This window comes from Deinococcus sp. AJ005 (assembly GCF_009017495.1).
GTDB lineage: Bacteria > Deinococcota > Deinococci > Deinococcales > Deinococcaceae > Deinococcus.
In genome coordinates, this window is the sequence record NZ_CP044990.1 from 2,124,402 (window position 1) to 2,143,851 (window position 19,450).

A 19,450-nucleotide genomic window follows, 5' to 3' on the forward strand; every position below is an offset into this window, starting at 1 on the left:
GATTTTCGACCTGATGTTCTCGCCTGCGCTTACTTCTTCGGCTCGTCGGCCACCTGTCCGGTCACGCCGGGGGCCACCCAGGCCATGTTGTTCAGCTCGGCCACGGTGATGACCTTGCCTGCCCCAATCCGCAGAATGCCGTTGCGGTCCTTGATCGGGCCGGTGAAGGGATCGAACTTGCCGCCCTTTTCCATCTCGGCTTTCAGGGCCATCACGCGGTCATAGACGCTGACCTGCTTGCCGCCCACGGTCATCATCTTGGCCTTCATCTGCGGCACCCACTTGGGGTTGACCGCCATGCCCGGCTGCGCGCCCAGTTCCACGCTGCCGCCGCGCAGCAGGTTCCAGTAGTCCACCTTGTCCAGATTGCCGATCTTGTAAGTGCCGTTATGCACCTTGGTCAGGAAGTCGATGTAGATCTTGTCCCAGTGGACCAGTTGCCCGCTGACGGCGTAATCGGGGGCGAACTTGTACATCGGCGAATAATGCGCGAAGGACGGAACCTTGCGTGCACCCGCCGTCTGCACCACGGTGGCGCTGTCCTCGGTGAAGGCCAGTGCGCCCGCACCCTCGCTGATCAGGGCCTCGGCGGCCTCGCGGGCCTTGTTGGGATCGAACCACGAGTTGATCCACTTGACGGCCACGGTGGCCTTGGGGTTGACCGCCCGCGCGCCCAGCGCGAAGGCACTGATGTGCCGTTTGAGTTCGGGCACTGGGAAGGCGGCCACGTAGCCCAGCTTGTCTGTTTTGCTGACGGCGGCGGCCATCATGCCGTTGAGGTAATAGAGCTGGTAGAAATCCGCCATGTAGGTGCCCATGTTCGGCGCACGCTTGAAGCCGCTGGCGTGCATGAACATCACCTTGGGGTACTTCTTGGCCGCCTCCAGCGTCTGGTCCATGTAGCCGAAGGAGGTGGTGAAGATCACCTGGCAGTTGTCCTTGACCAGCCGGTCTATGACGGGCGTGGCCTGACCTTCGGGGACGTTCTCCACGTACTTGGTTTCCAACCAGGGAAGCGCCGCCTCGGTCTTCTTGCGGGCCTCGTCGTGCGCGTAGCTCCAGCCGATGTCGCCCACCGGGCCGATGTAGATGAAGCAGGCTTTGAGTTTGTCGCCGGTCTGGGCCTGGGCAGAGGGACTGCCTGCAACGCTGAAGAGGGCGACGGACAGGGGCAGGGCAGCGAGAAGCGCTTTTTTCAGGGCGTGTTTCGGGGGGGAAGCTTTCATGGGTGAACCTCCAGTGAAGATGATGGGAATGTCCTCTCATTGTGCCTGGAATCGGCCCGCTGTGTGAAGGGCCTGTCTGACAGCGGAGACACGTCCTGGGGCGCGTTTCAGAAATCGGCGTTCACACAGAGCAGAGGGGCTGAAATCAGCGGGGCACAGAAGGTGGAAGATTTATCCCCCATTAAGGTTTCATTGGACCTCTCCTTCACTTCGCAAAACCTGTGACGGTTCATTGAACCGATCTCGCGCAAACTGCGTATAGCTGTACAGAGCAGGTCCGACACAGCCGTATTCAACCGAGGAGGCCCACCCATGAGCAACAACCCCGACAACCAGATCAACCCCAACGAAAGTAACCCCGAAGAGCGCCGCATCCTGATTCCTGGCAGCCCGATCAATCCGCGCCGCGAATTTCTGCGGAGCGCCGCACTATTCACTGGCACGGTGGCCGCGCTGGGCGGCGGGCTGGAAGTCCTGACCCGTCGCCCCGGCGTGGGCAGCGCCGAGGCGCAGGGCACCGACTTCGCCCAAGCCAGCCGTCCGCTGGGGCCATACGACACCAAGGAAGCCGTGACCTCCTACCAGCAGGCCACCACCTACAACAACTTCTATGAACTGGGCACCGACAAGGCCGATCCGGCGCGTAATGCGGCCAGCCTCAAGCCGCGCCCTTGGACGGTCAAGATCGACGGCGAGGTCAAGAAGCCGCAGACGGTAGATATCGACACCCTGCAATCGTGGTTTCCCCTGGAAGACCGCATCTACCGCATGCGCTGCGTGGAGGGTTGGAGCATGGTCATGCCGTGGCTGGGCTTTCCGCTGGCCGGACTGATCCGCCGCCTGGAACCGACGAGCAAGGCCAAGTACGTGCAGTTCACCGCGCTGCTGGACCCCAAGATGTTCCCGGGCCAGAAGAGCAACGTGCTGGATTGGCCCTATGTGGAAGGCTTGAGGCTGGACGAGGCCCTGCACCCGCTGGCCTTTATGGCTGTGGGCCTGCACGGCAAGGTGTTGCCCGGCCAGAACGGTGCGCCGTTGCGGCTGGTGGTGCCGTGGAAGTACGGTTTCAAGGGCATCAAGAGCATCGTGAAGATCACGTTGACCGAGAAAATGCCCAAGACCACCTGGGCACTGGCCGCCCCCAGCGAGTACGGCTTTTACGCCAACGTCAACCCCGCCGTGCCGCACCCGCGCTGGAGCCAGGCCACCGAACGCCGCATCGGTGAGCTGGGCCGCCGCAAGACCCTGCCCTTCAACGGTTACGCCGACGAAGTGGCCGGGCTGTACAAAGGCATGGACCTCAGGAAGAACTTCTAAGCATGAGTACCGGAGACGCGCGCCCGGCTGTACCTGCGGCGAAAGCCCCGGCCAGGGGTTCGTATCAGCCCAAGCGCAAGGCAGCGTCCCTGGGCTGGCTGGTTCCCGCCGTCGCGGTGGGCGGTCTACTGCCCGTGGCGGTCATGCTGTGGGACGCCTATACCGGGGCGCTGGGCGCAAATCCCATCCAGCGGGCCACCCTCCAGACCGGGCTGCTGACGCTGACGCTGCTGGTGGCCTCGCTGGCCTGCACGCCACTGCGGCTGCTAACCGGCTGGAAGTGGCCCGCACGCATCCGCAAGTCGCTGGGGCTGATGGCCTTCGGGTACGCCGTGCTGCACTTCCTGATCTACCTGTTCGATCACGGCTTCAGCCTGGGCGTGATGTTTGAAGACGTGCTGAAACGGCCCTTCGTGACGGTGGGCTTCACAGCGCTGCTGCTGCTGGTGCCGCTGGCCCTGACGAGCGGCAAGAATTCGGTGAAAAAACTGGGCTTTCAGAAGTGGACCCGGCTGCACCAACTGGTGTATCTGGCCGTGGCCTTCGGGGCGCTGCACTACTACTGGGGCGTCAAGAAGGACCATGTGCCGCCGCTGATCTACGTGGGCGTGATCGCCGTGCTGTTCGCCATGCGCTTCATCAAACGCAAGCCGACTAAGAAGACTGGGGCAGGAAAAATCAACCCAGCCTGAACCCAGACCACTGAGCCGCGCTGCCTCTCCCGAATGGAAGGCGGCGCGGCTTTTTGCTGGAAAATTGTGGTGGATTGAACCCGGACCCCGCCAGACCCGTACACACACCAAAGGCCCGCTGATGAACGAGAGGCGAGGCTGTGAGCTTCCCGCCATGAGGTATCCACTATGAAACGCATCCTGCTGCTGTCCACTGCCCTGACCCTGCTGACCTCCGCCTGCGCGGTCACGTCCGGCACCAATCCGCCCGCGCTGATCGGCGGCCCCTGGCTGAACACCGCCTCACAGGACGCTGGCCCCACCCTGGCCGACCTGCGCGGAAAAGTGGTGATCGTCAATTTCTGGGTGTATTCGTGCATCAACTGCCACAACAGCCTGCCCACGCTGAAAGGCTGGTACAGCAAATACAGGGACCAGGGGCTGGAGATCGTCGGCATCCACACCCCCGAATTCGAGTCGGACAGGCCCACCGCCAACGTGATCGCGTCCCTAAAAGACGACGGCGTGACGTGGCCAATCTTGCAGGACAACGACTCCAAGAACTGGCGGGCGTGGCAGAACCAGGCGTGGCCCACCTTCTACCTGATTGACCGCGCGGGCAAGGTCCGGGCCGTCCACCGGGGCGAGATCAGCAGCCGCTTTCCACAGGCAATTCCGGGGCTGGAAGCCAATCTGAAAAGCCTGCTGGCCGAGAAATGATGTTGCTGGCGGCGGCTGCCACGCCTGCGCCCCAGATCACGGTGAAGTTCGTGACCCCGCCGGAAGTGCAGTTCAACCGGCGCGGCGATTCCACGCTGACGGTGATGGTGGGCAAGAACTCCCAGACAGTGACACTGGATGGCATTCCCGATCCCGCAGACCCGGACAACGTGTTCCTGAGCCTGAAGCCGATCACGCTGGCCTTCGACAAAAAGTTTGGCGGCACGGTCCACCTGAAAGCGCGCCTGTTCCTGTGCGACGCGCGAAACGGCGTCTGCACGGTGCAGGAACTGGAAAAACAGGTCAGGCTCCGGCCAGGGCAGCCGCTTGCTCTGGTATGGAAGGTGGACGCAGAGAGCCGTTAGGGCCATGCCTCGCCCGGCGAACGCTCCGCCACCCCCGACTCCCCTCCCACGAGTGCGCGATAATCGGGGCATGACGCAAACTGCCCCGAAAGCCGCTCCTGACATTGACTGGGCCACCCTCGGCTTCAGCTATATCCGCACCGATCTGCGTTACCTGTCCCACTGGAAGGACGGCGCATGGGACGCGGGCACACTGACGGAAGACAACATGCTGCACATTGCAGAGGGCAGCACGGCCATCCATTACGGGCAACAGTGTTTCGAGGGCCTCAAGGCGTACCGCTGCAAGGACGGCAGCATCAATATCTTCCGCCCGGACCAGAACGCCGCCCGCATGCGCCGCAGTTGCCGCCGCGTGCTGATGCCCGAGATCAGTGACGAGCAGTTTATCGACGCAGTCACGCAGGTGGTCAAAGCCAATGAGCGCTTCATCCCCCCCTACGGAACGGGCGGCTCGCTGTACCTGCGCCCCTTCGTGATCGGCGTGGGCGACAACATCGGCGTGCGGACGGCCCCGGAATTCATCTTCAGCGTGTTCTGCGTGCCGGTGGGGCCGTATTTCAAAGGTGGGCTGACGCCGCAGAACTTTCTGGTGTCGGGCTATGACCGCGCCGCGCCGCACGGCACCGGGGCGGCCAAGGTGGGCGGTAACTACGCCGCGAGCCTGATGCCCGGCCAGCAGGCCAAGGACACCGTGATTGACGGCCACCACTTTGCCGACGCCCTGTATCTGGACCCCGAAACGCACACCAAGATCGAGGAGGTGGGCGCGGCCAACTTCTTCGCGGTCACGCAGGAAGGGCGCTTCGTGACCCCCAAGTCGCCCAGCATCCTGGAGAGCATCACCAAGTACAGCCTGCTGTGGCTGGCCGAACACCGCCTGAACATGCCCGTCGAGGAAGGCGACGTGTTTATTGACGCGCTGGACGGCTACACCGAGGCAGGCGCGTGCGGTACGGCAGCCGTGATCACCCCCATCGGCGGCATACAGAATGGCGACACCTTCCACGTCTTCCACAGCGAAACCGAGGCTGGCCCAGTGACCCGCCGCCTGTATGACGAACTGGTGGGCATCCAGTACGGTGACGTGACTGCGCCGGACGGCTGGATCGTGAAGGTTTGAGGTAGGGGACCGGATTCGGCGTCGGGGGCGGCCTTTCCGGGACACGAGGCGCTGGGCTGGAGCCTGGGGCATCTGGACGTGCCACCCCACTTTTCAGCGCCCCCCGCTAGACTCCGGCCATGACTTCCCCGCTTCCCCTCGATCACGAACATCTTCAAAAACTGGTGACCGCCGATCTGGTCCGGCCCGATCAGATGCTGGGCGCACACCCCACCACGCAGGATGGTGTGGAGGGTGTGCGCTTCGCCGTCTGGGCACCCAACGCCACCCACGTCAGCGTGGTGGGCGACTTCAACGGCTGGAACGGCTTCGACAACGCCCTGAACCGGCTGGAGTTCGGCTGCTGGGGCGTCTTCGTTCCTGCCGCCCACCACGGCCAGCGCTACAAATTCCGCATCACCGGGCAGGACGGGCAGACCCAGGACAAGATGGACCCCTACGGCACCTACTTCGAGACCCGCCCAGCCACCGGCAGCATCATCTGGGACGGGGCTTACGAGTGGAATGACAGCCAGTGGATGGGCCAGCGCTCAGCGGGCTTTGACCGTCCCGTCAGCATCTATGAATGCCACGCTCCGAGCTGGGGCAAGCGCGACGACGGCTGGTTCCTGAACTACCGCGAACTGGCACACCGCCTGGGCGACTACGTGACCTACATGGGCTACACGCATGTGGAGTTGCTGGGCGTCATGGAGCATCCTTTCGACGGCTCGTGGGGCTATCAGGTCACGGGCTACTACGCGCCCACCAGCCGCATGGGCAACCCGGAGGACTTCAAGTATCTGGTGGACCACCTGCATGGCCGTGGCATCGGCGTGCTGCTGGACTGGGTGCCGGGGCACTTCCCCACCGATTCGGCGGGACTGGCCAGCTTCGACGGCGGCCCACTGTTCGAGTACGCCGATCCGCGCAAGGGCTTTCACCTGGACTGGAACACCCTGATCTTCGACTACGGGCGCAACGAGGTGGTGATGTTCCTGATCGGCAGCGCCGTCAAGTGGCTTCAGGACTTCCACATTGACGGGTTGCGGGTGGACGCGGTGGCCTCAATGCTGTATCTGGACTTCTCGCGCACCGAATGGATTCCCAACATTCACGGCGGGCGCGAGAATCTGGAGGCGATTGCCTTCCTCAAACGGCTGAACGAGGTCGCGCACCACATGGCCCCCGGCGTGATGATGATCGCCGAGGAAAGCACTTCGTTTCCTGGCGTCACCACCCCCGCGCCGTTCGGCCTGGGTTTCGATTACAAGTGGGCGATGGGCTGGATGAACGACAACCTGGGGTATTTCAAGGAAGACCCACTGTGGCGGGCGCACCACCACCATGCCCTGACCTTTTTCAACGCCTACCGTACCAGCGAGAATTACGTGCTGGCGATCAGCCACGACGAAGTGGTCCACCTGAAAAAGAGCATGGTCATGAAGATGCCCGGCGAGTGGTACGCCCAGCGCGCCCAGTACCGCGCCTTCCTGGCAATGATGTGGTCCACTCCTGGCAAGAAACTGCTATTCATGGGGCAGGAATTCGGGCAGTCTACCGAGTGGAACCACGATAAGGAACTGCCGTGGTACATGGCCGATCAGCCGGACCACCGGGGCATCATGGATCTGGTCCGCCGGTTGAACGACCTGTACGTGAATCGCCCCGACTGGCACACCGCCGATACCCGTGAAGAAGGCATGCTCTGGGTCAGCGCCGACGACGCCGAACACAGCGTCTACGCCTACCTGCGCCGCGATCCCGGTAGCAGCGCCTGGAGCCTGATCGTCGCCAATCTGACCCCTGTCTACCGCGATCTGTACCCCATCGGCGTGCCGCAGGAAGGCGACTACCGCCTGCTGCTGTCCACCGACGACGGCGAATTTGGCGGTTTCGGCACGCAGCAGCCAGACCTGACGGCCAAAGAAGAGGGCTGGAACGGCCAGACCCACCACCTGCGCCTGAACCTGCCCCCCAACAGCGTGCTGGTGCTGGAGCCAGAGTCGTTCCTGTCGCCTGCCGAACTGGCCGGAATCGGGGATGTGCCGGAGACCTCGGATGTCCAGCATGAGGGGGCCAGCCTTGCCCAGAGGACGGAGTCAGAGCGCGAGTGGGTGGGCGGCCCCTCCACCGAAGCAAAAACCGAGGCACAGGCCAGGAGCGAGCAGACCAACGCCGCCGAGGCACGCCTGATCCAGCCGGAAGAAGCCCGCGATCTCATAGCGTCGGAGCCTGCTGCCCACGGGACTGTTGACCAGGGAACCGAACGCGAATGGGTGGGCGGCGGCCCTTCCTCGCCGGGCGCTGGAGCGCAGCAGGCAGGAGCGCAGGATGCCACCACTCCCGAGCTGTCCGCAGATGGGCAGCTATCTAATGAGGACAGCGAAACTCCACTTGTGTCAGAGCATCAGGCAGATCCGGTGGAACTGGAATCCACCCGCACCCTGACCGCACGGGCCAGCCGCAAGGCCGCCGAACTGGCGGGAGAAGAAGCGCCCAAAACACCGAAACCCAGGCCCAGCCGCGCCCAAAAACCCAAGCTTGAGGCAGAACCCGCCGCAGACGGCAGCGAACCCGCTAAACCCAAGCGGACGCGCAAGCCCAGAGCCGTTGAACTGAACGCGGATGGCACGCCCATTGAGGCCAGGATCGCCCCCAAACCTCGCAAGTCTAGGGCCAAAAAAGTGGCGGAAATAGACGCAGAAGCCCCCACTCCGAGCATCCCGACTGAGGAATGACCAACCCCCGGCCCACTCCTGACCCCCTGACCATCGTCAGCTTTGCCCTGCTGGGCGTGCTGGCGGTGCTGCTGGTCATTCCGCTGGTGACGGGCGGGCCACCGCCCAGCCCCTACCTGATCGCTGGGTTGCTGCTGGTGCGCCTCGGTGTACAGTTCCTGCGCTCCCGCCGCGATGAACGGCTGCGAAAACCCGCCAGTTGGGCCTTTGACCTGCTGCTGATCGGCCTGATCTTCTACGTGGCGGGCAACCAGCCGGGGTAGGGACACCATCAGGCTGGAAAGATTGCTATACCGAGAATGAACGCCATTGCACTGGGCGTCCATTCTCATTTCTCAAAACATCGCGTCAACTGTGACGGTACGGGGAAAGCCGCCAAGGGGCGTTCCCTGCTAATGGTTTACAGTTCCTTCAGCTTCACCAGCACCGCTTCAGGGCGCACGGTGTATTCGCCCGCCTGGGCCTCAATGTGCTGGAAACGGATCACGCCGCCCTTATCGATCAAAAATACCGCGCGTCCGCTGATGCCGCGCTCGTCAATGGCGACGCCGTACTGCCGGGCCACATTCAGGTTCATGTCCGAGAGCAGCGGGACCTCAATGCCGTACTCGGCGGCCCAGGCGCGGTGGGCGTGAACGCTGTCACGGTTGACGCCCAGCACCGCCGCCCCGGCCTCGGCGAAGTCGTCCTGCCGCCCGGAGTATTCGGGAAGCTGCATACTGCACACCGGGCTGAAATCCAGCGGGTAAAACACGAGGACGACGTTCTGGTGACCCTTGTAACTGCTGAGGGTCACCGTTTCTCCGGTGTTGGCGGGCAGGGTGAAATCGGGGGCAGGCTGTCCGACGAGGCTCATGGACAGCAGTTTAGCGGCTGTACCAGTGAGAGAGCAGCGGTCATCCATCCCACCACTTCACCATTGCACCACACCATTGAACCGCGTCCCAGTTCAGAGGTCCGTCAGGCGTTCAGGGCTAGGCTCTCTTCATACCGTCCCCAGCTCTGCCTTCACCCAGACGCACCATCCTGACCGGGCAGCCAGACGAATGGGAACGGCCCCAGCAAACCCAACCTCACCCCCACGTTTTGCGGGTGACCCAAGGAGGAACCCCCAATGGCCGAAATACTGCCCCCCAACATGCTCAACGAACGCCCCAGCACCCCGGCGGGCCTGCTCAGCAGCCGCGAGAAGGACCGCCTAATCGAGCGTGGTTTTCTGGGCCTGTACCGCTGGTACACCGCCCGCAGCCAGGAAACGCGCAACTGGAACCCGGACCGCAGCTTCGACTGGAAGGCGCTGAGCAAGGACCTGCCACCCGAGATCGTGACCGTGACCCAGGGCTTTTTTGCCGTGGAGCAATACGCGCCGGACTTCACCAGCAGCCTGCTGAATCTGGTGCGCCGCAGCCACGGGCGCAGCCACTTTCAACTCAGGTGGGGCAGCGAGGAAGAAAAGCACGCCGACGCCTGGGAAAACGCCGTGCTGTTCAGCGGCAAACGCACCCCGCAGTGGATTGCCGAGTACAAGGAGCGCCTCAAGTCCCAGACCTGGGAACTGCCCTTCCCGGACGCCATCCACAATCTGGTGTACACCGTGTTTCAGGAGCGTGCCACGCAACTGAACTACCTGAACATGATGAAGATCGCGCAGGGCAAGAGTGACAAGCCGCATCTGGCAAACTTCTCGGACCCGGTTCTGGCCAAAGTCGCCCAGACGATTGCGGTGGACGAGGCCGCGCACTACAACTTCTTCCTGGAAGGCGTGCGAATGTACCTGTACTACTACCCGCAGCGCACGCTGGAGGCCATCAAGAACGTGATCGGGCAGTTTTCTATGCCTGCCTCTGCCCTGGTGCCCGACTGGAAGGAGTTCTCGGAGACGGTATACCGCGCCGGAATTTACGGCCCACGGGATTTTAACCGCGACGTGATGCAGGTGGCCTTCCGCAATCTGGGCATCGAGAGCCGCAAAGCGCTGGAAGAAGGCATCAAGAAGACCCGCGAGGTGCCGGATTTTGACGGCTACAACCACAAGGGCACTGCCATCTTCGACACCTTCGACTACGGCATGGTGGAGGGCGACGTAAAACGCCTGCACATCAAGATTCAGGACTACGAGAAGGAAATCGGCTTCGACATGATCGATCCCACCGAGTTCGTGGAGAATCCAGCGGTGCCAAAGGCTGGGTCCAAGAGCAGCGGGCAGGCAGCCGACGACTGAGCGCGAGGCTGAAAAGACAGGCCCTGGCTTCGGCTGGGGCTTTTTGCTGGAATACTTGACGGATGGCCGACGTCACGCTGGATGTATCAACGACTTGCAGTGTTGAGGATTTTCACGATGTCTGTACTAAGATATTCGGCTTTCCAGATTTTTACGGCAGAAATATGAACGCCTGGATCGACTGTATGGGTGATCTCGACGACAGCACCATGACGCGGTTTCAGCTCCCTCCAGATGAGGAATTGCGGCTTCATCTACCGGGCTTCGACATTTTTCTGGAAATCAGACCTGATGTTGGACAGTATTTGATCGATTGCGTCACTGCGGTAAATCGGCGGCATGCTGAGGTACAGGCGTCGAACCGAATCAGTCTCATGCTGATTTAGACACACGGAGTTGCCAAATTGTCGCCCGCTGGCCTCTACCCACTTCTCCCGGCTTTACCCTGTCTCCCATGCCTGCCCTCGAAGTCTTTCTCGTTTTCCTACGCCTGGGCCTGACCAGTTTTGGCGGGCCAGTGGCGCATCTGGGCTACTACCGCGCGGAGCTGGTGGTGCGCCGCAAGTGGTTCACTGAGGCCGGATACGCCGATCTGGTGGCGCTGGCGCAATTCCTGCCGGGGCCAGCCAGTTCGCAGGTGGGCATGGCGTCGGGACTGTTGCGGGCGGGGTGGCCCGGAATGCTGGCCGCGTGGGCGGGTTTTACCCTGCCCAGTGCGGCGCTGATGTTCGCCTTCGCGCTGGGCCTGTCCCACTGGGGCGGCGATGAAACGGCAGGCGCACTGGCGGGTCTGAAAGTTGCAGCGGTGGCGGTGGTGGCGCAGGCGGTGGCCGGATTGTGGGGCCACCTGGTCACGGACCAGTTGCGGGCCATCCTGGCGCTGGGCGTGGCAGCGGCGCTGCTGCTGTTGCCAGGGGCCGGGGCGCAGGTGGCCGCGCTGCTGGTCTGCGCCCTGATCGGCTGGCGTTTTCTGCGGGTCAGGGAAACTACAGAGCGTGGTCTGCCCGCCGTTCCCGTGTCCCGCCGGATGGGCGCGGCCCTGCTGCTGACATGTGGGGCCGGGTTGCTCCTCCTGCCGTTGCTCGCGCCCCTGGAACCGGGCTGGACGCTGCTGGACGCCACCTTCCGGGCCGGGGCGCTGGTGTTCGGGGGCGGGCATGTGGTGCTGCCGCTGCTGGAAACTGGGTTCGTTCCAGCCTTCGTCAGCCATGAAACGTTCGTGGCCGGCTACGGGGCGGCCAACGCGGTGCCAGGGCCGCTGTTCACCTTCGCCACTTTTCTGGGCGCGGCGCAGACGGTGACCTCTCCCCTGCTGGGGGCGCTGATTTCCACGCTGGGTATCTTTCTACCGGGCGCGCTGCTGATGGCTGGGGCCTTGCCGTTCTGGTCCGCGCTGTCGGCCCGCCCCGCTGCACGAAATGCACTGGCCGGATTGAATGCAGGCGTGGTGGGCCTGCTGCTGGCCGCGCTGTATAACCCAGTCTTTACCAGCGGCATCGGGGAACCGCGTGATCTGGCGCTGGCATTGCTGGCCTACGCCGCCCTGAGCGCCGGACGCCTGCCCGCGTGGGCTGTGGTGCTGGGGTGCGCGTTGGTGGGGTGGGCGGTACTATAGGGGTGCGAATTTGAATGACCTCTCCCCCGTGCGCGCGAGGAGCATTTCGCGGGCCGTTCAGCAGGCAGGTTGACCTGTTCCCCTACAGATCAACTTTCAACATTCAGCCCGTAAATCGCCAGGAACCGCCCCACCCGCGCCTCCAGCGTGGGCAGAAAGGCCACTTCCCCGCAGACCCAGTCCGGCTGGTAGTTCCGGCAGACAGGCGGGCGAGAGACGTAAATCTGGCAGCGACAATCGGTGTCCAGATGCGCGCAGGCCACGCCCAGCGGTTTATTCAGCGCATGGATGTCCGGGGCTGCGCAGCACGCGCCGCAGCCAGTGCAGTCGCGCACCAGAACTGAACGCGGCGGGTAGTCGGGCGGCGCGGCGAAACGGTCCACCCTTACTTCAGCTTCCGCACGGCCTCGATCAGCGCGTCGTTCTCGGCAGGGGTACCGATGCCGACGCGCAGGCAGCCTTCCAGCCCGGTCAGGCGATCCTGGCGGCGGGTCACGATGCCGTGATCGATCAGGTGACGGTAGGCAACCTCTGCGTCCGGGGTTCGCAGCAAAAAGAAATTGGCGCGGCTGGGCAGGGCCTGACAGGTGGGGTGATCGCCAAGAGCTTCCAGCACCCGCCCCCGCTCGGCCACCGCTTCCGCAACACGCTCCTGCACGTAGCCGGGATTCTCCAGCGCCACTTCCAGCGCCGACTGAATCAGGATGCTGACGTTGAAGGCTGGAACCAGTTTCTGAAGCTGCGTCGCCAGATCGGCCCCCGCCAGCGCGTACCCAGCACGCAGCCCGGCCAGCCCCCACGCCTTGGAGAAGGTCCTCAGGCTCAGGGCATTGGGGTACTGGCGCACCAGATCACGGCAGTCGGTGCCGCTGTACTGGTAATACGCCTCGTCCAGCACCACCACCCATTCTCCGGCAGCGTCCAGCAGCTCGCGCACGGCGGCCAGATCGTCCACATGCCCCGTAGGCGCGTGCGGCTGAGTGATGTACAGCACGCCGGGGCGCTGGCGCTGGAGTTCGATCTTCAGACGGTCCACCGGCATCGAAAAGTCCTCGTTCAGCGGCACCTGCACCAGCCTCGCGCCCAGCATCTTGGCCTCCAGGGTATAGACGCTAAACGTTGGATCAACCGTCAGCACGGTCTGCTCGATGCCCGCCAGCTCGGTCAGCAACTTGATCAGCACGTTGCTGCCGGGGGTAACCACCACACCGTCCGCGTCCCAGTCCTCGTACTCGGCGATTCGGGCCGCCAGCGTATCGGCGTGCAGGTCCGGGTAACGGTTCCAGGGCTGGGCCAGCATGCGCTCGGCGGCTCTTTCCTTCAGCTCTGCCGGAAAGTCATACGGGTTCTCGTTCTGATCGAGCTTGATTGGCACCTGAATGGGAGTGAACGGGTAGGCCGGAACCGCCCGAACAGCGGGCCGCACACCCACAGGCGCACCTGTGACAGAAGGATTGGAGGTCATGTTCCGTGTTCTACCATCCAACCTGTCTTGACGGAGTGGCCCCGTCCACAAGTGCCAAACGCCCGTTAGGCCGCGTGCTAGGCTGCGGATCAATCGGCGTGTTCACCGCGCCCCCTTTTGCCCATGACTGAAACTGCCAAACCCCGCCGCGCCCAGATTCTCGATTCGGCCAGCCGCCTGTTCTCCGAGCGCGGCTATCACGCCACCAGCATGCGCGATCTGGCCGGGGACCTGGGAATGCAGGGCGGCAGCCTGTACGCGCATATTTCCGGCAAGGAAGAGTTGCTGATCGAGATCGTGAACGTGGCCTCGCGCCAGTTCGACGAGGCGCTGTTTACCCTGCGCGACACCCAACTGCCTGCCGACGAGAAGCTGCGCGAGGCGATGCACCGCCACATCCAGGTGGTGGCCGACAACATGGACAGCGCCACCGTGTTCTTTCACGAGTGGAAGCACCTGTCCCCGGAAGCCTACGCCCGCGTCACCGGCTGGCGAGACAGCATCGACGCCTTTTACCGTGAACTGATCACGCGCGGCATCTCCGAAGGCACCTTCCGCGCCGATCTGGACCCGCGCATGACCGCGTATCTGGTGCTGTCCGCCGTCAACTGGGCCTACACCTGGTATCGCCCCGGCGGCCCGCTGACCCCACGCGACGTGGCCGACAGTTTTGCCGACATGCTGCTGTGCGGGCTAAGGTCTGAGACATGAGCCACCCCACCGTCACCGTGCCCATCCGGCAGGCCCTGAAATACGCGCAGGGCCGCGCCGAGAAATTCGGGCGCACGCAGCAACTGGAAATCGGCGCGGACCTGTTTATCCGCATCGCCCCCGGTGGGCGCAAATTTCTTCTGTTCTGCCTGGACGACGAGCCGGAGCGCAGCATGGCCGAGTCGATTGCCTCCACGCTGGCCCTGAAAAACCCCGCGTACGGCTGGCACCAGGGCCAGACCCTGCGCTCCATGACGGTGATCGAGGAAGGCGCTGAGAATGTTCCGGAAAGCGGACCTGGTGAGGAAGAGGACAGCGCGTGAACGTGCTGGTCACTCACCCTCTGGCAAAGAAAATCTGAAGGCCAGTCATGACGGTGAAGTTTCGGTTTGAACGTGACGCGAGGTAAATACCTGGTCACGTCCCGCCTGCTTGACCGCGTACAGGCGCTGATCGGCCAGGTGCATGGTGGCGTCCAGTTCCCCGGTGGTCGTCTGGGCCACCCCGGCACTGACCGTGACGCTGGGCAGTTCAGATGGAGTGGTCCTTAACGCCGTGCGCAACGCCTCGCATGTCTGGGCCAGTTCGGACTCGGTTGCCCCCAGCCGCATCACCACGAACTCTTCTCCGCCGTAACGGGCCACCAGGTCGTCTGGCCAACAGACGGCACGAATCTGCTGGGCGACGTGGGCGATGACCTGATCGCCCTGCGCATGGCCGTAACGATCATTGATACGTTTGAAATGATCGATGTCTATCAAGGCAATGGCCAGGGGGCACTGATCAGTGGTTTTTTGCACCATCAACTGGCTCTGCCGAAGGAGATGATGGCGATTGGCCAGACCTGTCAGAGCATCGGTAATGCCCATCTGATAAATCTGATCGTTGAGCCGCTGAAGCTTCTCATTGGCGATTCGCTGCTGCTGGGCAGATTCGGCAAAAATCTGAGTGCGGTGGATCACTTCAAACATCTTGAATTGATTTTCGCTTTCTTCCTTGTGGTGTTCCCGGACCCTCTCGGTCAAAAGACGCTGATATTTGAGCGCCGAATGTAAATTTTCAGTCAATTCATAAGCCCGACTGAGCAGTTCATAAATAATATGGAGCGAACCACCAGCGTTCTCAAGTGCCGATTCCAGAAGAGCGATGGCTTCATGGGTTTTACCAAGCTTTAAATAAAGCGGCCCACTTATACATGCAAGCTCTTCTTCATAATTGTAGGATTGACTATCCACGGTCTGATTGGCAGCGATGGCCTTTTTTAATGATGCCAGCTCCCGTTCCGCTGCCATGTAGTTGCCCCGACGCGTGTAAAACTCGACGATATCGCCATGTATATTGACGTAATGAGATGAAAAATCCAGCTTGTGGCTGTACTGAAGCATCAACTCGAGGTACTTCTGGGCATTCGCATCGTTGTTCTGTTTGAAAGAAACCATCATCAGATCGCTATAGAGTGCAGCGGCGAACAGTGTATTGACCGGTGACAGGCCCAGACAGATATCGAGCGCCGCCAGAAAATGGACTTTTGCGCGCTGGGGAGACATTTCAAGGTAAATCACGCCCAGATCATGCCGCGCGATCAAAATCTGCTCCTGATCGCCGAGTTGCTGGGCCAGGCGAAGTTGCTCATCAAAGAGCTGAATAGACAGATCGGTTTGATTGAGATAGGAGTACACACAGGCCAGGTTGTTGAGGGCGCGTGCCAGCCAGACATCCGCAGGAAGGCGGCGGCATTCACTGAGAGCGACAATCATCAACTCGACAGCATTTTCAGAATCACCAAGACGGTAATCGAGGTAGCCAAGCACGATCTGAGCCTGGATGAGTTCGGCCAGCTCCGCACGCTGCTCCTGCGCCCCGAGAACATCCTGCACGACTTGCCGCGCAGTTTGCGGCTGGGTATCACGCAGTTGCCAAGCCCTTTCCAGCGCTGAAGTCGAACTGGACGGCTTCTGCCCAGGCGGAGAGGCGGGGGCAGGAGTGAAGTGCGGAGGATCACTGGTCATGAGAAGCTCTCCAGGAAAACAAGAGAAGAAAGGGACTAAACTCTGCTGACTGATCAGCAGCTAAATTTCCAGCATTAAACCTGGATTTCTAGCATTAAACCATGAATCGGCGATATCAGGAAATACATTTCCGAGACTCTGAAGCCTTCTAGAGAAGAAATCACCGAATTTTTCATCGACACATCAGATTCCTGGCTTTTCACTGGCTCTCTCACCCTGAGCAATGAAGGTGACCGATCAGTTTTGCTATGCCAGACTGCCATTGCTCATCACGCCCGTGGCGATCAGTACCAGAATAAGCACGCCCACCACAACGCGGTACACCGCGAAGCCCTTGAAATCGTGGTTGGAAATGAAGCGCAGCAGCCAGCCGATAGAGATATACGCCACCACGAAGCTGACGCCGATGCCCAGCACCATATTCAGGACACCGATCTGGCCCAGCACGTCGCGGCTCTTGATCAGATCCAGCAGCGACGCGCCGCCCAGCGTGATGAAGCCCAGGTAAAAGCTGAACTGGGTGGCGGTGGGCCGGTCCAGCCCCAGCAGCATGCCGCCCAGAATGCTGCTGGCGCTGCGCGAGAAGCCGGGCCACAGCAGCGCCAGACACTGGATTGCGCCGATGCCCAGGGCCTTGACTGGACTGATCGCCTCGATCTTATGGATGACTGGCGTGGATTTGCGGCTTTCCACCACCCAGATCAGCACGCCGCCCACGATCAGCGCCCAGGCCACCACGCTGGGCGTGAAGAGCAGCGCCTTGATCTTCGAGCCGAACAGCACGCCCAGAATCACGGCGGGAATGCAGGCCACCACGACGCTGGTCCACAGGTTCTGCTGCGTCTTGTCAGTGGCAATGTGACGGATTTTCAGGAAGTCCTTCCAGTAGTACACCAGCACCGACAGGATCGCCCCACCCTGAATGATGACCTCGAAAGCACTTTTCATTTCCGGGGTCCAGGGGGTCGTCAGCAGCCCCTTGAGCAGTTCGCCCGCCACGATCAGGTGTCCGGTGCTGCTGATCGGCAAAAATTCGGTGATGCCTTCGACGATGCCGAGAAGGATTGCGTAAATGGCTTCCATACCGGGCAGAGTGTAATGCTTCTCACGCGGGAGGGGGAGTCCACCGAAAGGTGCAGACTGACAGGGTGACCTTCGAGCCGTATCTGAAGCCCTGGAATCTGGAGCCGGACGGCCTGAGTATTCACACCAACAGCAGCGACCTGTTGCCCGTGCGGCGCGCAGGACAGGCGGCCATGCTCAAGCTGGCCCGCAGCGACGAGGAACGCCGGGGCAACGAATTGATGGTCTGGTGGAATGGCAGAGGCGCAGCGCAGGTGTATGAACATGACGGCGCGGCCCTGCTGATGGAGCGGCTGGAAGTCACGCCCTCGCTGACGGAAATGGTCAGGGGTGGGCAGGACGACGAGGCGACGCGAATCCTTTGCCGGGCGGCGGCGCAACTGCCCCGCTCTCAGCCCCGGCCCGAGCTGCCCACGCTCCGGCGCTGGTTTCAGGGATTGGAGAAAATGGCCCCCAACGCGGGAGAAATTTTCACTCTCACCCTGAAAACGGCCCAGGAACTGCTGGACTCGCCGCAGGACACAGGCGTGCTGCACGGCGACATCCACCACGGCAACCTGCTGTCCACTGCCGAAGGGGGCTGGCGGTTCATCGATCCCAAGGGCCTGATCGGAGAGCGCGGTTTTGACTACGCCAACATACTGTGCAATCCCGATCTGGACACGGCCACCGCTCCGGGACGACTGGCACGGCAGGCCCGCATCATTTCCGAGACGGCGGGGCTGGACTACACCCGGCTGCTGCGCTGGGCGCTGGCCTACGCGGGCCTTTCTGCCGCATGGCATCTGGAGGACGGCGACGATGAAATGGCCGCGAAGACGCTAGATGTGGCGCAAATTGCGGTGACGGAACTGGACAAATGAACGGGCGCATAAAGCCTTTTTGTCCGAAGCTGCATGCGGCGGGACAGGGGGCACGTTAGGCTGGTCGGCATGACTTCCGACGACAGGAATCCTGACCCCAAGGCCACAGGCGGACAGCGCGGCGAGATCGTGCAGAGTACCGTGCCGGAGGCGCACCCGGACGTGATCGATATTCCCGCAGGCGATCCACAGAACCAGACGCCCACCGACGAGTCGGGCAAGTTGCAGCAGGAAATGACGCGCGGCATCATCCCGGACAACGAGGACGGCTGACCAGCGTCTCTGGGTCACAGTCACCTGATTCGCTCCGATGGCGACCCCCTCTCCTCTCGGCTATGCTGCCCCCCATGACCGATCAGATGAAGGCAATCGTCGTCGAGCGACTTGGCCCCCCCGACGTGATGGAAATCAAGGACATTCCCGTGCCGCAGCCGGGTGAGGGCGAGATCCGTATCGAGGTGGAGGCCGTGGGCATTAATTTTGCCGATGTGCTGGCGGTGGCGGGCGAGTACCTGACCCGTACGCGCGTGCCTTACACGCCGGGCATGGAATTTGCCGGAATCGTGGAATCGCTGGGTGAGGGCGTGACCAGTGTGAAAGTGGGCCAGCGCGTGGCCTGCCTGGGCGGGAGTGGGGCACTGGCGAAATACGCGGTGGTCAAGGCGACGGGCATCATTCCGGTGCCAGAGAACTTCACGGGCGCGCAGGCCGCCGCCTTTCCAGTGTCGTACTTCACGGCCTACCACGGCCTCAAAACGCTGGGACGCGGCCAGGAAGGCGAGTGGGTGCTGGTGCAGGCGGCAGCAGGCGCGCTGGGAACGGCCAGCGTGCAGCTTGCCAAGGCGATGGGCATGAAGGTCATCGCGATGGCCAGCACCGAGGAAAAACTCCAGCTTGCGCGGGACCTCGGGGCAGACGTGACGCTGTTGCAGGATGACCCGGAGCGCGTGCAGAAGGTTCGGGACGCGGCGGGGGGCAAGGGCGTGCCGCTGATTCTGGAAGTGGTGGGCGGCCCGCGTTTTCAGGAAAGTCTGGACATGGCGGCGGATCAGGGCCGCGTGATCGTGATCGGCAACGCCAGCCGCGAGCAGGCCAATATGCGTCCGGTGGAACTGATGAAACGCAACCTGACCGTGACCGGGTTGTGGCTGACCAGCCTGATGGGAGACCGGGGGGCGACGGTAGCGGCAGCACAGGCCCTCACGCCGCTGGTGGCCAGCGGACAGGTGACGCCGCAGGTGGGGCCAACCTACGCCCTGAATGAAAGCGCCCGCGCCTTTCAGGACATCCTGGACCGCAAGACGATTGGGAAAGTGGTGATCGAACCGGGCCGCTGAGCAG

Annotated in this window: 20 protein-coding genes and 1 pseudogene; 15 read left to right on the plus strand and 6 right to left on the minus strand. The window is 62.4% G+C overall.

Annotated elements, in window-relative coordinates; translation table 11 throughout:
* Positions 1-29: 29 nt before the first annotated feature.
* On the minus strand, positions 30-1,226 hold the full coding sequence (locus tag DAAJ005_RS12190) for a BMP family ABC transporter substrate-binding protein (protein WP_151847339.1): 1,197 nt from the start codon (positions 1,224-1,226) through the stop codon (positions 30-32).
* A gap of 312 nt (positions 1,227-1,538) precedes the next feature.
* Between DAAJ005_RS12190 and msrP the strand changes: the two genes are divergently transcribed.
* The 7 genes and pseudogenes from msrP (at position 1,539) to DAAJ005_RS12225 (ending at position 8,405) form a co-directional block, all read left to right on the plus strand.
* Complete coding sequence (gene msrP, locus DAAJ005_RS12195) at positions 1,539-2,543, plus strand: protein-methionine-sulfoxide reductase catalytic subunit MsrP (RefSeq protein ID WP_151847340.1); 1,005 nt, start codon at positions 1,539-1,541, stop codon at positions 2,541-2,543.
* Between the two features lie 143 nt (positions 2,544-2,686).
* Positions 2,687-3,235, plus strand: a complete 549-nt coding sequence (locus DAAJ005_RS12200; protein ID WP_226342690.1) for a sulfite oxidase heme-binding subunit YedZ — start codon at positions 2,687-2,689, stop codon at positions 3,233-3,235.
* A 168-nt stretch (positions 3,236-3,403) separates the two neighbouring features.
* Complete coding sequence (locus DAAJ005_RS12205) at positions 3,404-3,934, plus strand: redoxin domain-containing protein (RefSeq protein WP_151847342.1); 531 nt, start codon at positions 3,404-3,406, stop codon at positions 3,932-3,934.
* Positions 3,931-4,299 carry a hypothetical protein gene (locus DAAJ005_RS12210; protein ID WP_151847343.1) on the plus strand — a complete coding sequence of 123 codons (369 nt, stop codon included), beginning with the start codon at positions 3,931-3,933 and terminating at the stop codon, positions 4,297-4,299. The genes DAAJ005_RS12205 and DAAJ005_RS12210 overlap by 4 nt, the downstream gene beginning before the upstream one ends.
* 70 nt (positions 4,300-4,369) lie before the next feature.
* Positions 4,370-5,422 (plus strand): branched-chain amino acid aminotransferase, encoded by a 1,053-nt coding sequence (locus DAAJ005_RS12215; protein WP_151847344.1) that lies wholly within the window; start codon positions 4,370-4,372, stop codon positions 5,420-5,422.
* A gap of 119 nt (positions 5,423-5,541) precedes the next feature.
* Positions 5,542-7,401: pseudogene (locus DAAJ005_RS12220) on the plus strand (1,4-alpha-glucan branching enzyme); the annotation flags it as partial.
* A gap of 737 nt (positions 7,402-8,138) precedes the next feature.
* Positions 8,139-8,405 carry a hypothetical protein gene (locus DAAJ005_RS12225; protein ID WP_151847345.1) on the plus strand — a complete coding sequence of 89 codons (267 nt, stop codon included), beginning with the start codon at positions 8,139-8,141 and terminating at the stop codon, positions 8,403-8,405.
* A 137-nt stretch (positions 8,406-8,542) separates the two neighbouring features.
* Here the strand turns inward: DAAJ005_RS12225 and DAAJ005_RS12230 are convergent, their stop codons facing one another.
* Positions 8,543-8,998, minus strand: coding sequence for a peroxiredoxin (locus tag DAAJ005_RS12230; RefSeq protein ID WP_151847346.1), 456 nt, complete (start codon positions 8,996-8,998; stop codon positions 8,543-8,545).
* A gap of 258 nt (positions 8,999-9,256) precedes the next feature.
* Here DAAJ005_RS12230 and DAAJ005_RS12235 point away from each other — a divergent pair, with 258 nt between their 5' ends.
* The 3 genes from DAAJ005_RS12235 (at position 9,257) to chrA (ending at position 11,978) form a co-directional block, all read left to right on the plus strand.
* Positions 9,257-10,363 (plus strand): acyl-ACP desaturase, encoded by a 1,107-nt coding sequence (locus DAAJ005_RS12235; RefSeq protein WP_151847347.1) that lies wholly within the window; start codon positions 9,257-9,259, stop codon positions 10,361-10,363.
* 62 nt (positions 10,364-10,425) lie between these two features.
* The gene (locus tag DAAJ005_RS12240; RefSeq protein ID WP_151847348.1) at positions 10,426-10,749 is read left to right on the plus strand and encodes a barstar family protein; all 324 of its coding nucleotides are present in this window, start codon (positions 10,426-10,428) and stop codon (positions 10,747-10,749) included.
* 68 nt (positions 10,750-10,817) lie between these two features.
* Positions 10,818-11,978, plus strand: a complete 1,161-nt coding sequence (gene chrA, locus DAAJ005_RS12245) for a chromate efflux transporter (protein WP_151847349.1) — start codon at positions 10,818-10,820, stop codon at positions 11,976-11,978.
* A gap of 89 nt (positions 11,979-12,067) precedes the next feature.
* Here chrA and DAAJ005_RS12250 read toward each other — a convergent pair whose 3' ends face one another.
* Together DAAJ005_RS12250 and DAAJ005_RS12255 are read right to left on the minus strand one after the other, a co-directional pair.
* The gene (locus DAAJ005_RS12250; protein ID WP_151847350.1) at positions 12,068-12,361 is read right to left on the minus strand and encodes a YkgJ family cysteine cluster protein; all 294 of its coding nucleotides are present in this window, start codon (positions 12,359-12,361) and stop codon (positions 12,068-12,070) included.
* Positions 12,362-12,363: 2 nt separating this feature from the next.
* Positions 12,364-13,443 carry a histidinol-phosphate transaminase gene (locus DAAJ005_RS12255; protein WP_151847351.1) on the minus strand — a complete coding sequence of 360 codons (1,080 nt, stop codon included), beginning with the start codon at positions 13,441-13,443 and terminating at the stop codon, positions 12,364-12,366.
* A gap of 123 nt (positions 13,444-13,566) precedes the next feature.
* Between DAAJ005_RS12255 and DAAJ005_RS12260 the strand changes: the two genes are divergently transcribed.
* On the plus strand, positions 13,567-14,154 hold the full coding sequence (locus DAAJ005_RS12260) for a TetR/AcrR family transcriptional regulator (RefSeq protein ID WP_151847352.1): 588 nt from the start codon (positions 13,567-13,569) through the stop codon (positions 14,152-14,154).
* The gene (locus tag DAAJ005_RS12265) at positions 14,151-14,477 is read left to right on the plus strand and encodes a hypothetical protein (RefSeq protein WP_151847353.1); all 327 of its coding nucleotides are present in this window, start codon (positions 14,151-14,153) and stop codon (positions 14,475-14,477) included. Before DAAJ005_RS12260 ends, DAAJ005_RS12265 begins: the two co-directional genes overlap by 4 nt.
* 45 nt (positions 14,478-14,522) lie before the next feature.
* Here the strand turns inward: DAAJ005_RS12265 and DAAJ005_RS12270 are convergent, their stop codons facing one another.
* Positions 14,523-16,163, minus strand: coding sequence for a diguanylate cyclase (locus tag DAAJ005_RS12270; protein WP_151847354.1), 1,641 nt, complete (start codon positions 16,161-16,163; stop codon positions 14,523-14,525).
* A gap of 246 nt (positions 16,164-16,409) precedes the next feature.
* Positions 16,410-17,246 (minus strand): undecaprenyl-diphosphate phosphatase, encoded by an 837-nt coding sequence (locus tag DAAJ005_RS12275; RefSeq protein ID WP_151847355.1) that lies wholly within the window; start codon positions 17,244-17,246, stop codon positions 16,410-16,412.
* A 65-nt stretch (positions 17,247-17,311) separates the two neighbouring features.
* Here DAAJ005_RS12275 and DAAJ005_RS12280 point away from each other — a divergent pair, with 65 nt between their 5' ends.
* The 3 genes from DAAJ005_RS12280 (at position 17,312) to DAAJ005_RS12290 (ending at position 19,446) form a co-directional block, all read left to right on the plus strand.
* Positions 17,312-18,109: an aminoglycoside phosphotransferase family protein gene (locus DAAJ005_RS12280; RefSeq protein WP_151847356.1), complete on the plus strand. Its 798-nt coding sequence runs from the start codon at positions 17,312-17,314 to the stop codon at positions 18,107-18,109.
* 69 nt (positions 18,110-18,178) lie between these two features.
* On the plus strand, positions 18,179-18,382 hold the full coding sequence (locus DAAJ005_RS12285; RefSeq protein WP_151847357.1) for a hypothetical protein: 204 nt from the start codon (positions 18,179-18,181) through the stop codon (positions 18,380-18,382).
* A 74-nt stretch (positions 18,383-18,456) separates the two neighbouring features.
* Positions 18,457-19,446, plus strand: coding sequence for an NADPH:quinone oxidoreductase family protein (locus DAAJ005_RS12290; protein ID WP_151847358.1), 990 nt, complete (start codon positions 18,457-18,459; stop codon positions 19,444-19,446).
* Positions 19,447-19,450: the final 4 nt, after the last annotated feature.

Coding starts and splice junctions, on each gene's coding strand:
- DAAJ005_RS12190 (WP_151847339.1), bottom strand. CDS start 1,226: ATGAAAGCTTCCCCCCCGAAACACGCCCTGAAAAAAGCGCTTCTCGCT.
- msrP (WP_151847340.1), top strand. CDS start 1,539: ATGAGCAACAACCCCGACAACCAGATCAACCCCAACGAAAGTAACCCC.
- DAAJ005_RS12200 (WP_226342690.1), top strand. CDS start 2,687: ATGCTGTGGGACGCCTATACCGGGGCGCTGGGCGCAAATCCCATCCAG.
- DAAJ005_RS12205 (WP_151847342.1), top strand. CDS start 3,404: ATGAAACGCATCCTGCTGCTGTCCACTGCCCTGACCCTGCTGACCTCC.
- DAAJ005_RS12210 (WP_151847343.1), top strand. CDS start 3,931: ATGATGTTGCTGGCGGCGGCTGCCACGCCTGCGCCCCAGATCACGGTG.
- DAAJ005_RS12215 (WP_151847344.1), top strand. CDS start 4,370: ATGACGCAAACTGCCCCGAAAGCCGCTCCTGACATTGACTGGGCCACC.
- DAAJ005_RS12225 (WP_151847345.1), top strand. CDS start 8,139: ATGACCAACCCCCGGCCCACTCCTGACCCCCTGACCATCGTCAGCTTT.
- DAAJ005_RS12230 (WP_151847346.1), bottom strand. CDS start 8,998: ATGAGCCTCGTCGGACAGCCTGCCCCCGATTTCACCCTGCCCGCCAAC.
- DAAJ005_RS12235 (WP_151847347.1), top strand. CDS start 9,257: ATGGCCGAAATACTGCCCCCCAACATGCTCAACGAACGCCCCAGCACC.
- DAAJ005_RS12240 (WP_151847348.1), top strand. CDS start 10,426: ATGGCCGACGTCACGCTGGATGTATCAACGACTTGCAGTGTTGAGGAT.
- chrA (WP_151847349.1), top strand. CDS start 10,818: ATGCCTGCCCTCGAAGTCTTTCTCGTTTTCCTACGCCTGGGCCTGACC.
- DAAJ005_RS12255 (WP_151847351.1), bottom strand. CDS start 13,443: ATGACCTCCAATCCTTCTGTCACAGGTGCGCCTGTGGGTGTGCGGCCC.
- DAAJ005_RS12260 (WP_151847352.1), top strand. CDS start 13,567: ATGACTGAAACTGCCAAACCCCGCCGCGCCCAGATTCTCGATTCGGCC.
- DAAJ005_RS12265 (WP_151847353.1), top strand. CDS start 14,151: ATGAGCCACCCCACCGTCACCGTGCCCATCCGGCAGGCCCTGAAATAC.
- DAAJ005_RS12270 (WP_151847354.1), bottom strand. CDS start 16,163: ATGACCAGTGATCCTCCGCACTTCACTCCTGCCCCCGCCTCTCCGCCT.
- DAAJ005_RS12275 (WP_151847355.1), bottom strand. CDS start 17,246: ATGGAAGCCATTTACGCAATCCTTCTCGGCATCGTCGAAGGCATCACC.
- DAAJ005_RS12285 (WP_151847357.1), top strand. CDS start 18,179: ATGACTTCCGACGACAGGAATCCTGACCCCAAGGCCACAGGCGGACAG.
- DAAJ005_RS12290 (WP_151847358.1), top strand. CDS start 18,457: ATGACCGATCAGATGAAGGCAATCGTCGTCGAGCGACTTGGCCCCCCC.